This window comes from Acidovorax sp. FG27 (genome assembly GCF_040365715.1).
Classification (GTDB): Bacteria; Pseudomonadota; Gammaproteobacteria; order Burkholderiales; family Burkholderiaceae_C; genus Paracidovorax.
In genome coordinates this window covers 54,935-68,061 of sequence record NZ_BAABVY010000011.1, presented here as the reverse complement: position 1 = coordinate 68,061, position 13,127 = coordinate 54,935, and the positions used below count along the sequence as shown (strand labels likewise).

The following is a 13,127-nucleotide window of genomic DNA, read 5'->3' as shown; positions in this document are numbered from 1 at the left end:
TCAGCGCGGAAAGGCCGGCGGTGCGCCCTGGCCGCTGGGCCGCCCGGTGCCGTAGAGCGACGCCGCCGTGTTGCGCAGGATGTCGGCCACCAGGGTGGCCGCGGGCGACAGGGGCAGGTCCACGCGGGTGATGATGCCGAAGTCGTCCATGTGGCAGGGCAGGCTGACCGGCAAGATCTCCAGCATGCGGTGCGCGGCGTAGTAGCGCGCCACTTCTTCCGCCAGCACCGCCACCATGTCGCTGTGCTCCAGCAGGCGCGTGGTGAACAGCAGCGCCGCCGTCTCGATCGTGTTGCCGGGCAGCGGCAGGCTGGCGCGCTGGAACATCAGGTCGAAGCGGTGGCGCAGCACGCTGCCCGCCGGTGGCACGATCCAGCCGCAGGCGGCGAGCGCGGGCAGGTCGAGGCCCGGCTCCGACAGCAGCGGATGGCCCGGCCGCACCACGGCGCAGACCGGCTCGAGCCCCAGCGGCTCGTAGCGCAGCTCCAGCTGGTCGTGGCCGGCGGCCAGCCGGCCCACCACCAGGTCGAGCCGGTCCTGCGCCAGGCGCTCCAGCAGCACGTTGCTGGTGTCGATCTCCAGCGACAGGCGCATGCCGCCGTACCGCTGTTTCACGGCCGCCAGCGCCTGCGGCATCAGGCCCACGGCGGGTGCGGTGATCGCGCCCAGGGCCACCTGCCCGTGGGTTCCGCCCTTGAGTGCCTGCAGCTCGTCGCGCGCCTGGTCCAGGCTGCGCGCCACCGAAGCCGCATGCCGTATGAGCGCCAGCCCATAGGGCGTCGGCCGCACGCCGCGCGGCAGGCGCTCGAACAGCGGGGCTTCGACCAGCTCCTCCAGTTCGCGCAGCATCTTCGAGGCCGCCGGCTGGGTCATGGCCAGGCGCTCCGCGGCGCGGTGGATGCTGCCTGCCTCGGCCAGTGCCACCATCAGCAGCAGGTGGCGCGTCTTCAGGCGCGTGCGCAGGTAATCCGGTGACGCGGATTTGTCCAGAGGTCGATCGAGCATGCCGATAACTATATAGAAACTTGCCAATTCTTCATTGGAAGGATAACGAAACGATATCTAAACTCGGCCGCCTGATTTGACCAACCCCGTGGCCCCGTCGATGACTACACCCCCCTCAAAGCCCCGCCTGCGCTCCGCCGAATGGTTCGGCACCGCCGACAAGAACGGGTTCATGTACCGGAGCTGGATGAAGAACCAGGGCATTCCGGACCACGCGTTCGACGGCCGCCCGGTCATCGGCATCTGCAACACCTGGTCGGAGCTGACTCCCTGCAACGCCCAATTCCGCAAGATCGCGGAACACGTCAAGCGCGGCGTGTACGAAGCCGGCGGCTTTCCGGTGGAATTCCCGGTGTTCTCCAGCGGCGAGTCGAACCTGCGCCCCACGGCCATGCTGACGCGCAACCTGGCGGCCATGGACGTGGAGGAAGCCATCCGCGGCAACCCCATCGACGCGGTGGTGCTGCTGGCGGGCTGCGACAAGACCACGCCGGCGCTGCTGATGGGCGCCGCCAGCTGCGACGTGCCGGCCATCGTCGTCTCGGGCGGGCCCATGCTCAACGGCAAGCTCAACGGCAAGAGCATCGGCTCGGGCACCGCCGTGTGGCAGCTGCACGAAGCGCTGAAGGCCGGCGAGATCGACCTGCACCAGTTCCTCTCGGCGGAAGGCGGCATGTCCCGGTCGGCCGGCACCTGCAACACCATGGGCACGGCCTCCACCATGGCCTGCATGGCCGAGGCGCTGGGCACCACGCTGCCGCACAACGCGGCCATTCCCGCGGTCGATGCGCGCCGCTACGTGCTGGCCCACCTGTCCGGCCAGCGCATCGTGGAGATGGCGCTGCAGGGCCTGACGCTGTCCAGGATCCTCACGCGGGAGGCGTTCGAAAACGCCATCCGCACCAACGCGGCCATCGGCGGCTCCACCAACGCGGTGATCCACCTGAAGGCCATCGCCGGCCGCATGGGCGTGCCGCTGGAGCTGGAGGACTGGACCCGCGTCGGCCAGGGCACGCCCACCATCGTGGACCTGATGCCCTCAGGCCGCTTCCTGATGGAGGAGTTCTACTACGCCGGCGGCCTGCCGGCGGTGCTGCGCCGCCTGGGCGAGGCCGGCCTGCTGCCACACCCCGGCGCGCTCACGGTCAACGGGCAGACGCTGTGGGACAACGTGAAGGCCGCGCCGATCCACGACGACGAGGTGGTGCGCACGCTGGACAACCCGCTCATGGCCGACGGCGGCATCCGCATCCTGCGCGGCAACCTGGCGCCGCGCGGCGCGGTGCTCAAGCCCTCGGCGGCCACGCCCGAATTGCTGCGCCACCGCGGCCGCGCCGTCGTGTTCGAGAACCTGGAGCATTACAAGGCCCGCATCGTCGACGAGTCGCTGGAGGTGGACGCCAGCTCCGTGCTGGTGCTGAAGAACTGCGGCCCGCGCGGCTACCCCGGCATGGCCGAGGTCGGCAACATGGGCCTGCCGCCCAAGCTGCTGCGCGCCGGCATCAAGGACATGGTGCGCATCTCCGACGCCCGCATGAGCGGCACCGCCTACGGCACGGTGGTGCTGCACGTCGCCCCGGAAGCGGCGGCGGGCGGCCCGCTGGCCGCCGTGCGCGACGGCGACTGGATCGAGCTCGACTGCGACGCCGGCCTGCTGCGGCTGGACATCCCCGACGCGGAGCTGGCGCAGCGGATGGCCGAGGTCCGGCCGCTGGCCGCCCCGGCGGACGGCGGCTACCGCAAGCTCTATGTCGACCACGTGCTGCAGGCCGACGAAGGCTGCGACCTGGACTTCCTCGTGGGTTCGCGCGGCAACGCCGTGCCGCGCCACTCGCACTGACACGGGTTTCGTCCCGCCCCGGTTCCCCACCACAACACCACACAACGAGCACAAGGAGACCACCATGACATCGATCAGCCGACGCAGCGCCCTGGCTGCGGCCGCCGCCAGCGCCGCCACGCCCTGGCTCGCCCCCTTCGCGGCCCAGGCGCAGCCCGCCTGGCCCACCAAGCCCGTGTCGCTGCTGGTCGGCTACCCGCCGGGCGGCCTGACAGATGCCGGTGCGCGGTTCATCACCAACGGCATGGCCGCCGCCCTGAACCAGCCGGTGGTGGTGGAGAACAAGCCCGGCGCCTCGGGCAACCTGGCCTCCGCCGAAGTGCTGCGGCTGGCCGACGACCACAAGCTGCTGGTGGCCAACACCAGCCTGACGATCAACCCGCACACCTTCGCCACGCCCTCGCCCAATCCGCTGGAGTTCACCCCGATCGGCATGATCCTGGAGTCGCAGCTGGTGCTGTGCGTCAACCCCGCCGCGCCGGCGCGCAACTTCGCCGAGTTCCGCGCCTGGGTCGAAAAGGAGAGCCAGGCCGGCGGCTTCAACTACGCCTCGGCCGGCAGCGGCGGCAACACCCACCTGGCCATGGAGCTGCTGCGCGAGCGCGCCGGCCTGCCCGTCATGAACCAGGTCCCCTACAAGGGCAGCGCGCCCGCCATCCAGGACCTGGTCGGCGGCCAGGTGCCCTGCCTGGTGGACGCCGCGTCGCTGCTGATCCCGTTCATCACCTCGGGCAAGCTGCGCCCCATCCTGGTCACGGGCCGCAGCCGGCTGCCGGCGTTGCCGGACGTGCCCACCGGCACCGAGCTCGGCCTGAAGGACTTCGACGTCACCGTCTTCGTCGGCTTGTGGGGCAAGCCCCGGCTCGCCCCGGAGATCGTGCGCACCGCCAATGCCGCGTTGAACGCGGCGATGGCGGCCCCCGGCGTGAGCAGCGCCATCACCAAGAACGGCGACCTGGTGGGCGGCGGCACGCCCGAGCGGCTGGCCAGCCTGACCCGCGACAACTACAAGATCTGGGGCGAAATCGCGAAGAAGAACAACATCCGGGCAGGTTGAGAGGCCGGGGCCTCCCGGATGAACCGGCGGCAGCGCCGTCCGCACGACTGCCTGCCTGCCTGCCTGTTTGTCCACCTTCCCCCATGCCCGTTCGTCCGCGCCCGCCCAGCCACCCACCGCACCCGCCCATGACCTCGACCCCTCGCACGCCCCGCTATCGCGGCATCTTTCCGGTGGCGCCCACCACCTTCGCCCAAGACGGCACGCTCGACCTGCCCAGCCAGCGGCGCTGCCTGGACTTCATGATCGATTCGGGCGTGGACGGCATCTGCATCCTGGCCAATTTTTCCGAGCAGTTCCTGCTCTCGGACGACGAACGCGAGGTGCTCACGCGTACCGCGCTCGAGCACATCGCCGGCCGCGTGCCGGTGATCGTGGCCACCACGCACACCAGCACGGCGGTGTGCGTGGAGCGCAGCCGGCGCGCCCAGGCCATGGGCGCGGCCATGCTGATGGTGATGCCGCCCTATCACGGCGCGACCTTCCGCTTCCCTGAGCGGCAGATTTACGACTTCTATGCGCGCCTGTCCGATGCAGTCTCCATACCGATCATGGTGCAGGACGCCCCCGCCGCGGGGACGGCGCTGCCTGCCGCCTTCCTCGCCCGCATGGCCCAGGAGATCGAACAGGTGTCGTACTTCAAGATCGAGACCGCCGGTGCAGCGAGCAAGCTGCGCGAATTGATCGCGCTGGGCGGCGAGGCGGTGGAAGGCCCCTGGGACGGCGAGGAAGCCATCACCCTGCTGGCCGACCTGGATGCCGGTGCCACCGGCGCCATGACGGGCGGCGCCTTCGCGGACGGCATCCGGCCGATCATCGAGGCGCATCGCCAGGGCGACGCGGACACGGCCTTCGCGCTGTACCAGCGCTGGCTGCCGCTCATCAACCACGAGAACCGCCAGGCCGGCTTTCTCGCCGCCAAGGCGCTGATGAAGGCAGGCGGGGTGATCGCCTGCGAGGCGCCGCGCCACCCCTGCCCCGGGCTGCACCCGGAGGTACGCTCCGGCCTGCTGGCCATCGCCCGGCGGCTCGATCCGCTGGTGCTGCGCTGGGGGCGCTGAGGGGGCTGAGGGCGCTGAGGGCGCGGCCCATCCCAGGCAGGGCGACGTCTGCCGCAGCCCCAATGGCGCCTGGCTAGGCGACGTATTCCGGGTACCGCGCCCGAATGTCCGCCACCCGCCCCAGGGTGCCCGACAAGTGCGCGCGCAACGCGGCCTGCGCGGCGTCCGGGTCGCGGGCCGCCAGCGCATCGACGATGCGGCGGTGGTCGCGCACCACGCGGTCGGAATTGCCGGGCGAGGGCAGGTCCAGACGGCGCAGCCGGTCCAGGTGGCCGCTGCGGCGGCGCACCAGTTCGTACAGGTCGGGCACGCCCGCGACCTCGTACATCGTGCGGTGGAAGGCCTGGTCCGCGGCGATGAAGTCCTCGCCACCCTGGGCGGCCAGCGCGGCCTGCATCTCGACCAGCGCCGCCAGGCGGCCGGCCAGCGCCGCGTCGCCCGCCAGGGCCAGCGTGCGCACCACTTCCAGCTCGATGGAGCAGCGCAGGAACTGCGCCTGCTCGGCGGAATGCAGGTCGATGCGGCTCACCAGCGTCGCATGCTGGGGAAAGATGTCCACCAGCCCCTCTTCGCTCAGCCGGATGAGCGCGTCCCGCACCGGCGTCTGGCTGAGGTCGAAGCGCTCGGCCAGCTCGGCCCGCGCCAGCGGCGTGCCCGGCGCCAGCTCCAGCGACAGGATCGCTGCGCGCAGCCACTCGAATACCTGGGGCGCGGCCTGCCGCGTGCGATCGAGCTTGTGGGGGGGTTTCATCGGGCTGGGCATGGGTAGGCAGCGATTCTAGGCGGCACCCCGATCGCATTGACACACTAATACATTAGTGCTTCAATTCATTCCAATAAATCACAACCCATTGGAGACAAACCCATGCAACGCCGCCTCGCCCTTGCTGCCGCCTGTTCCGCCCTGTGCCTCTTTGCCACGGGCGCCCAGGCCAGCGACTGGCCCACCGCCAAGCCCATCACCTGGGTCGTGCCCTTCGCGGCCGGCGGCTCCACCGACGTGGTCGCGCGCGCCTTGGGGCAGGAGCTGTCGATGGCGATCAAGCAGGCCGTGGTGGTGGACAACCGCCCGGGCGCCGGCGGCACCATCGGCGTGCAGGCCGTGGCGCGCGCACCGGCGGACGGCTACACGCTGATCGGCGGCACCATCAGCACGCACGCCATCAATACCGGCCTCTACAAGAAGCTGCCCTACGACCCGGTCAAGGACTTCGAGCCGGTGACGCTGATCGCCTACGTGCCCAACGTGCTGATGGTCAACAGCGCCCTGGGGGTGAACACGGTGCAGGAATTGGTCGAGTGGATCCGCAAGAACCCGGAGAAGGCGTCGTACGCCTCGTCGGGCGCGGGTACCTCCACCCACCTCACCGGCGCGCAGATGTCCGAGCTCATCAAGGTACCGATGCAGCACATCGCCTACAAGGGCAGTCCACAGGCGCTGCAGGACGTGGCGGCGGGCAACGTGCCCTTTCTGTTCGACCAGCTCACGGCCGGCCTGCCGCTGGTCAAGGCCGGCAAGCTCAAGTTCCTGGCGGTGACGACCAGGACGCGCTCGCCGCTGGCGCCCGACGTGCCCACCACGGCCGAGGCCGGCTTTCCCGGCCTGGACCTGGTCTCGTGGCAGGCGGTGTATGCCCCCAAGGGCACGCCCAAGGACGTGGTGAACCGCCTGAACGCCGAGATGGTCAAGGCGCTGAAGACGCCCGAGCTGAAGAACAAGCTGGAGACGCAGTTCGGCATGGACGTGGTGGGCAGCACCCCGGCCGAGCTGGCCGCCATCACCGCCGCCGACATCGCCCGCCTGGGCGCGCTGGTGCGCAAGACGGGGGCCAGCGCTGAATAGGCGGCACCCCCCTGAGCGGCTGCGCCGCTTCCCCCCGCTCTCGCCGTGCTGCGCACGGCGGGCAGGGGGACGACGGCAGTGGCCGGGCGAAGCCCGTTCCACGCCGTCTGCTGGTATGGCCTGCTCCGCGGCCTTCTGACGTTAAACGCCGCGAGTGATTGCGCCACCTTACCCAGGCTTGCAACCACAGCCCACTTCTGACCCTGTCTGTTCTCTCCATTCACCACCATGCCACGCGACATCACCATCACCCACGTCCGCATCACGCCCATCGCCTTTCGCGACGGCCCGCTGCTCAATGCCGCCGGCATCCACGAGCCGTGGGCGCTGCGGGCCATCGTCGAGATCGAGACCAGCGACGGGCGGGTCGGCATTTCCGAGACCTATGGCGACGAGCCCATGCTGCGGGTGCTGGAGCAGGCCCGGCCGCTGCTGATCGGGCTGTCGCCCTTCGCGCTCAACACGATGGAGGAGCGCGTGCGCGCCACCGTCACGGCCGTGCCCGGCGCGGTGGAGTTCGAGCTGGCGCCGGGCTCGCACGCCGCCAAGAATGCGCCCAAGGTCATCAGCACCTTCGAGGTCGGCATGCTCGACCTGCAGGGCCAGATTGTCGGCGCGCCCGTCGTCGACCTGCTGGGCGGCAAGGTGCGCGATGCCGTGCCCTACAGCGCCTACCTGTTCTTCAAGTATGCCGAGCACGTCGGCCGGCCCTACGCTCCCGACGCCTGGGGCGAGGGCATCAGCCCCGCGCAGATCGTGGCGCAGGCGCGCCGCATGATCGACCTCTATGGTTTTCAGAGCATCAAGCTCAAGGGCGGCGTGTTCGAGCCCGCGCACGAAGTCGCCTGCATGCAGGCGCTGGCCCAGGCCTTTCCGGGTGTGCCGCTGCGGCTGGACCCGAATGCCAACTGGTCGCTGGCCGCCAGCATCGCCGCCGCCCCGGCGCTGGACGAGATCCTGGAGTACTACGAGGACCCCACGCCCGGCCTGCAGGGCATGGCCGAACTGGCCAAGCACACCCGTCTGCCGCTGGCGACCAACATGGTCATCACCACCATGGACGACTTCCGCCGGGGTTGCGAGATGGGCGCGGTGCAGGTGCTGCTGTCCGACCACCACTACTGGGGCGGCCTGCGCGCCACGCAGACCCTGGCGCGCATGTGCCGGCTCTGGGGCCTGGGCATGTCGATGCATTCCAACTCGCACCTGGGCATCAGCCTGATGGCCATGACCCACGTGGCGGCCAGCGTGCCCAACCTGACCTACGCCTGCGACACCCACTACCCGTGGCAGGAGGAAGAGGTCGTCCAAGGCGGGCGCATCCGCTTCGAGAACGGCTCGGTCGCCGTGCCCGCCACGCCCGGCCTGGGGGTGGAACTGGACCGCGAAGCGCTGGCCACGCTGCATGCGCAGTACCTGGAATGCGGCGTGCGCAACCGCGACGACCTGGCGCAGATGCGCCGCTACGACCCGTCGTTCACCGGCAAGACGCCGCGCTTCTAGGGAAGCTCTGCACGAATCGAGCGGAAAGTGGGCGCTGCGGATCGGGAGGCACACGGCGCGGTGATTCGTGCAGAGGTTCCCCAGGCCGCGCCGGCCCCCGCTTCGGCCCACGAGCCCCGGCGCGGGATTGACTACCATCGCAGGATGACCCAAGACCTCTTCCGCCAAGACAGCCACCTGCGCGAATGCAGCGCCACCGTCACGGCCCACACGCCCGAGGGCGGCGTGGTGCTGGACCGCACCGTGTTCTACCCGCTGGGCGGCGGCCAGGCGGGCGACAGCGGCGAGCTGATCGGGGCGGACGGCAGCCGCTGGGCGGTGGCCGACACGCGCAAGGGCAAGGACGGGGAAGGCCGGCCCACGGCCGACATCGTGCACCTGCCGGCCGACCCCGCCGCTCCGCGCCCCGCGGTGGGCGAGGCGGTAACCGCCCGCATCGACTGGGAGCGCCGCCACCGGCTGATGCGCTTTCACACCACCACGCACCTGCTCTGCCACGTGGTGGCGCAGCCGGTCAACGGCTGCTCGATCACGCCCGACTATGCGCGGCTGGACTTCCACATGGACGGCGCGCTGGACAAGGACGAACTCACCGCCGCCATCGCCCGGCTGGTGGCCGAGGACCACCCGGTCACCCTGGGCGCCATCGACAACGCCGAGCTGGACGCCAACCCCGCGCTGATCAAGAGCATGAGCGTGCAACCGCCGCGCGGCACCGGCACGGTGCGCACCGTGCGGGTCGGCGGGTCGGGCGACGGCGCCGCCGCGCAGATCGACCTGCAGCCCTGCGGCGGCACGCATGTGGCGCGCACGTCGGAGATCGGCGCGGTGGTGGTCACCAGGATCGAGAAGAAGGGCGCCATGGCGCGCCGGGTGGTGCTGGGCTTCGCGGCCTGACGCCGGGTGGCCGACGGGGCGGGTCGCCCTGCCCGCTCCCGCCGCAACCCGCACCGCCCGCCGCCGGAACCAAAGGCCCCGCCGCCGCTCCCACCTTGCGCCATGTCCCACCGCACGCTGCAGCGCTGGCTGCTTACTATCTTTTTCATAGCTACTGGCGCCCTATCCATGGGCGCCAGCGCCCAATTTGGCCCTAAATCTTCCGCCCCGGGCGGCAGCACGGTCTCCACGCCGCACGTGCAGGCGGAGCTGGTCGCCCAGGCGCCGGACGGCATCGGCCCGGGCAAGCCGCTGTGGCTGGGCCTGTCGATCACCCACCAGCCCGACTGGCACACCTACTGGAAGAACCCGGGCGATTCCGGCCTGCCGACGCAGCTGGAATGGCAGCTGCCCCCGGGCATCGACGCGGGCGAGATCGCCTGGCCGGTGCCGCGCAAGATCGCCATCGGCCACCTGGCCAACCACGGCTACGAAGGCACGGTGCTGCTGCCGGTGCCCCTGCATGTCTCGCCCGCCTTCCAGCCCGGGCCGCTGGCGCGCGAGGCCACCTTCACGCTGCGGGCGTCGTGGCTGGTGTGCCGCAAGGAATGCATTCCCGAGGAAGGCACGTTCACGCTGCAGGTGCCTATCAACGGCACGACCGCGCTGAACGCCGCCGCCTTCGAAGCCGCCGAGCGCGCCCACCCGCAGCCGCTGGCGGTGGAAGAGCGCACCCAGGCCCACGTGGAAGGCACCGACGTGGCGCTGACCGTGGCGGGCCTGCCCGCCGCCTGGCGCGGCCAGACGCTGGACGTGTTCGCAGAGACCCCGGGCGTGGCCGAGACCGCCGCCGCCGTGCCGCAGAACTGGCTGGGCGACGTATGGACCGCCCGGCTGCCGCTGTCGCCGCACCGCAGCGCCAGCCCCGAGCCGCTTCCGCTGGTGCTGGCCCTCGGCGGCCAGGGCCGGCGGGTGGAAATACCCGTGCTGACCGGCTGGCCGCCGCTGCCCGACGCCGCCGGCGTGTCGCCCGCGCTGGAGGCCGCCCTCCAGGCCAATGCCCAGGCCCGCGCCCAGGCGGGCGGCGCTGCGCCGCCCGTGGCGCCCGCACCGCTCGGCACCTTCCTGGCCGCGCTGGCCGGCGCGCTGCTGGGCGGGCTGATCCTGAACCTGATGCCCTGCGTCTTCCCGGTGCTCGCGATCAAGGTGGTGGGCTTCGCCCGCCCCGCGCACGGCCGACATGCCCACCGGGTGGCGGGGCTGGCGTACACGGCGGGCGTGGTGCTGTCGTTCGTGCTGCTGGGCGCGGCCATGCTGGCGCTGCGGGCGGCGGGCGAGGCGGTGGGCTGGGGCTTTCAGCTGCAGTCGCCCGCCGTGGTGGCGGCGCTGGCGGCGCTCTTCACGCTGCTGGGGCTGAACCTGGCGGGCGTGTTCGAATTCGGCCGCATGGTGCCCGGCGCGGTCGCCGGTCTGCAGGCCCGCCACCCGGTGGTGGATGCGTTCCTCACCGGCGTGCTGGCCGTGGCCGTGGCCTCGCCCTGCACGGCGCCCTTCATGGGCGCGTCGCTGGGGCTGACGGCCACGCTGCCCGGCGCGCAGGCGCTGGCGATCTTCGCCGCGCTGGGGCTGGGCCTGGCGCTCCCCTATCTGCTGGCCAGCTGGCTGCCCGGCTTCGCGCGCCTGCTGCCCCGGCCGGGCGCCTGGATGGACACGCTGCGCCGCTTCCTGGCCTTCCCGCTGTTCGCCACCGTGGTCTGGCTGGTCTGGGTGCTGGGCCAGCAAAGCGGCATCGACGGCGCGGCGGCCCTGCTGGCGCTGCTGGTGGCGCTGGCCATGGCGGTGTGGTCGCTCACGCTGGCGGGGCGCGGGCGGGCGCTGCTCGCTCCTCTTTCGATAGCTGCCTGCGCTTATCTCGCCTGGGCCATCGGCCCGAAAGTCATCGAAACCACACCCACTTCCACCGCAGCGGCGGCCCCCTCGCCCGCCGGCTGGCAACCCTGGCAGGCCGACCTGCCCGCCCGGCTGCTGGCCGAAGGCCGGCCGGTGTTCGTGGACTTCACCGCCGCCTGGTGCGTGACCTGCCAGTACAACAAGCAGACCACCCTCTCCGACCCCGAGGTGCTGGCCGCCCTGGCCGGCCGCAACGTGGCGCTGCTGCGCGCCGACTGGACGCGGCGCGACGCCCAGATCACCGCCGCCCTGGCGCAGCTGGGGCGCAGCGGCGTGCCGGTCTACGTGCTGATGGCGCCGGGCAAGGCGCCGGTGGTGTTCAGTGAAGTGCTGGGCCGCAAGGAGCTGAAGGAAGCGGTCGCCGCGCTCTGACGCCCCGCGCCCACTCCCACAGGGCCCGCCTGCGCGGCGGTGAAGCCCGTTTCCTTTACTTTTCTTCGCACGGGCGCCGGCAAAGCGCCACCGGCTGCACCTACGATCAGCACTTGCGCCCTGCTGCCCCAGGCGGCCCGGGCGGCGCCCCGACCAGAACAACAGGACCGCCATGCGCCCGAGAGACTCCGCCACGCCCGAACCAGCACCCGCGCCCGCCGCCGATGCATCCGCGCCGCCGCCGCCGCGCCGTCGCCGCGGCCGCTGGCTGGGCGCGGTCGTGGCGATAGCCACCGTCGCCGTGCTGGGCGGGGCTGCTTGGGTACTGGTCAAGCGCTCGCAGGCGCCGGCCGAGGGCGGCGGCTTTCCCGGCGGCGGGCGGGCGATGGTCACCGTGGGCGAGGCGACCGCCCGCCAGGCGCAGTTGCCCGTGGCCATCGAGGCGCTGGGCACCGTCACCCCCACCGTCACGGTGGCGCTGCGGCCGCAGGTGTCGGGCGTGCTGACCGAGGTGCTCTTCACCGAAGGGCAGACGGTCCGGAAGGGGCAGCTGCTGGCACGCATCGACCCGCGCCCCTTCGAGCAGGCGCTGATGCAGGCCGAGGGCACGCGCCAGCGCGACCAGGCCCAGCTGGACAATGCCCGCATCGTGCTGGAGCGCTACCGCACGCTGCTGGCGCAGGACTCCATCGCCCGGCAGGACGTGGACACCCAGGCCGCGCTGGTGCGCCAGCTGCAGGGCACCGTCACCGCCGACCTGGCGCAGGAAAAGACTGCCCGGCTGAACCTGGACTACACCCGCATCACCGCCCCCGCCAGCGGCCGCATCGGCCTGCGGGCGGTGGATGCCGGCAACTACGTGAGCGCGGGCGAAGCCAATGGCATCGCCACCATCACCCAGGTGGCGCCGATCGACGTGCAGTTCTCCATTCCGCAGGACCGGCTGGCCGACGTGCAGGCCGCGCAGAGAGACGCGAAGCCACCGAACGACGCCCGGCCGGCCGGCGCCCCGCTGGCGGTGACCGCCTTCGACCGCACCCGCACCCGGGCGCTGGCCGAGGGGCGGTTTTCCACGCTGGACAACCTGGTGGACACGGCCACCGGCACCGTCAAGGCCAAGGCGCGCTTCGACAATGCCGAGGGCGCACTCTTTCCCAACCAGTTCGTCAACGTGCGGCTGCTGCTGCGCGAGGTGCCGGCCGTCGTGGTGCCGGTGACGGCCGTGCGCACCGGTGCGAACGGCGACTTCGTCTACGTCATCAACGACGACCGCACCGTGTCGCTGCGCAAGGTCAAGCGCGGGCAGGCTACGGTCAGCCAGGTCGCCATCGCCGAAGGCCTGCAGGCCGGCGAGCGCGTGGTGACCGAAGGCGGCGACCGGCTGAAGGACGGGGTGAAGGTGCAGCTCCAGGGGCAGCAGGGCCAGCCGGGGCAGCGGCCGGGCGTCGCGGAAGGCGCCCCGGGCCGCCGTGCGCGCGGCTCCGAGGCGCAGGGCGAGCGGCGCCGCCACCGCCCGTCGCAGGACGGCACGGCGCCTGCGGCCGCAGCGCAGACGGCCCCGCCTGCGGCCGCAGCATCCGCCCCCGCCACGCCGGCGCCGCAGCCGGCGGCCCGCTGACC

Annotated in this window: 10 protein-coding genes; 8 read left to right on the top strand and 2 right to left on the bottom strand. The window is 71.8% G+C overall.

Annotated elements, in window-relative coordinates; genetic code table 11:
• Complete coding sequence (locus tag ABWV53_RS15440) at window positions 1-1,005, bottom strand: LysR substrate-binding domain-containing protein (protein WP_353367034.1); 1,005 nt, start codon at window positions 1,003-1,005, stop codon at window positions 1-3.
• Window positions 1,006-1,105: 100 nt separating this feature from the next.
• Between ABWV53_RS15440 and ABWV53_RS15435 the strand changes: the two genes are divergently transcribed.
• The 3 genes from ABWV53_RS15435 to ABWV53_RS15425 all read left to right on the top strand — a co-directional run bounded on the left by ABWV53_RS15435 (window position 1,106) and on the right by ABWV53_RS15425 (window position 4,963).
• On the top strand, window positions 1,106-2,845 hold the full coding sequence (locus tag ABWV53_RS15435; protein WP_353367033.1) for an IlvD/Edd family dehydratase: 1,740 nt from the start codon (window positions 1,106-1,108) through the stop codon (window positions 2,843-2,845).
• A gap of 64 nt (window positions 2,846-2,909) precedes the next feature.
• The gene (locus ABWV53_RS15430; protein ID WP_353367032.1) at window positions 2,910-3,902 is read left to right on the top strand and encodes a Bug family tripartite tricarboxylate transporter substrate binding protein; all 993 of its coding nucleotides are present in this window, start codon (window positions 2,910-2,912) and stop codon (window positions 3,900-3,902) included.
• A 128-nt stretch (window positions 3,903-4,030) separates the two neighbouring features.
• Window positions 4,031-4,963, top strand: coding sequence for a dihydrodipicolinate synthase family protein (locus ABWV53_RS15425; RefSeq protein WP_353367031.1), 933 nt, complete (start codon window positions 4,031-4,033; stop codon window positions 4,961-4,963).
• A gap of 73 nt (window positions 4,964-5,036) precedes the next feature.
• On the opposite strand, the gene ABWV53_RS15420 is transcribed toward ABWV53_RS15425, so the two are convergent.
• Window positions 5,037-5,714: a GntR family transcriptional regulator gene (locus tag ABWV53_RS15420; RefSeq protein WP_353367030.1), complete on the bottom strand. Its 678-nt coding sequence runs from the start codon at window positions 5,712-5,714 to the stop codon at window positions 5,037-5,039.
• A 114-nt stretch (window positions 5,715-5,828) separates the two neighbouring features.
• Here ABWV53_RS15420 and ABWV53_RS15415 point away from each other — a divergent pair, with 114 nt between their 5' ends.
• The 5 genes from ABWV53_RS15415 to ABWV53_RS15395 all read left to right on the top strand — a co-directional run bounded on the left by ABWV53_RS15415 (window position 5,829) and on the right by ABWV53_RS15395 (window position 13,125).
• Complete coding sequence (locus ABWV53_RS15415) at window positions 5,829-6,806, top strand: Bug family tripartite tricarboxylate transporter substrate binding protein (RefSeq protein ID WP_353367029.1); 978 nt, start codon at window positions 5,829-5,831, stop codon at window positions 6,804-6,806.
• 228 nt (window positions 6,807-7,034) lie between these two features.
• Complete coding sequence (locus tag ABWV53_RS15410; protein ID WP_353367028.1) at window positions 7,035-8,309, top strand: glucarate dehydratase family protein; 1,275 nt, start codon at window positions 7,035-7,037, stop codon at window positions 8,307-8,309.
• 144 nt (window positions 8,310-8,453) lie between these two features.
• Window positions 8,454-9,206: an alanyl-tRNA editing protein gene (locus ABWV53_RS15405; RefSeq protein WP_353367027.1), complete on the top strand. Its 753-nt coding sequence runs from the start codon at window positions 8,454-8,456 to the stop codon at window positions 9,204-9,206.
• 102 nt (window positions 9,207-9,308) lie between these two features.
• A complete protein-coding gene (locus ABWV53_RS15400; RefSeq protein WP_353367026.1) occupies window positions 9,309-11,507 on the top strand; it encodes a protein-disulfide reductase DsbD family protein in 2,199 nt (732 codons plus the stop codon).
• A 172-nt stretch (window positions 11,508-11,679) separates the two neighbouring features.
• The gene (locus ABWV53_RS15395) at window positions 11,680-13,125 is read left to right on the top strand and encodes an efflux RND transporter periplasmic adaptor subunit (protein WP_353367025.1); all 1,446 of its coding nucleotides are present in this window, start codon (window positions 11,680-11,682) and stop codon (window positions 13,123-13,125) included.
• Window positions 13,126-13,127: the final 2 nt, after the last annotated feature.

Excerpts from the sequence above, each read along its gene's own strand:
- ABWV53_RS15440 (WP_353367034.1), bottom strand. The coding sequence starts at position 1,005 with ATGCTCGATCGACCTCTGGACAAATCCGCGTCACCGGATTACCTGCGC.
- ABWV53_RS15435 (WP_353367033.1), top strand. The coding sequence starts at position 1,106 with ATGACTACACCCCCCTCAAAGCCCCGCCTGCGCTCCGCCGAATGGTTC.
- ABWV53_RS15430 (WP_353367032.1), top strand. The coding sequence starts at position 2,910 with ATGACATCGATCAGCCGACGCAGCGCCCTGGCTGCGGCCGCCGCCAGC.
- ABWV53_RS15425 (WP_353367031.1), top strand. The coding sequence starts at position 4,031 with ATGACCTCGACCCCTCGCACGCCCCGCTATCGCGGCATCTTTCCGGTG.
- ABWV53_RS15420 (WP_353367030.1), bottom strand. The coding sequence starts at position 5,714 with ATGAAACCCCCCCACAAGCTCGATCGCACGCGGCAGGCCGCGCCCCAG.
- ABWV53_RS15415 (WP_353367029.1), top strand. The coding sequence starts at position 5,829 with ATGCAACGCCGCCTCGCCCTTGCTGCCGCCTGTTCCGCCCTGTGCCTC.
- ABWV53_RS15410 (WP_353367028.1), top strand. The coding sequence starts at position 7,035 with ATGCCACGCGACATCACCATCACCCACGTCCGCATCACGCCCATCGCC.
- ABWV53_RS15405 (WP_353367027.1), top strand. The coding sequence starts at position 8,454 with ATGACCCAAGACCTCTTCCGCCAAGACAGCCACCTGCGCGAATGCAGC.
- ABWV53_RS15400 (WP_353367026.1), top strand. The coding sequence starts at position 9,309 with ATGTCCCACCGCACGCTGCAGCGCTGGCTGCTTACTATCTTTTTCATA.
- ABWV53_RS15395 (WP_353367025.1), top strand. The coding sequence starts at position 11,680 with ATGCGCCCGAGAGACTCCGCCACGCCCGAACCAGCACCCGCGCCCGCC.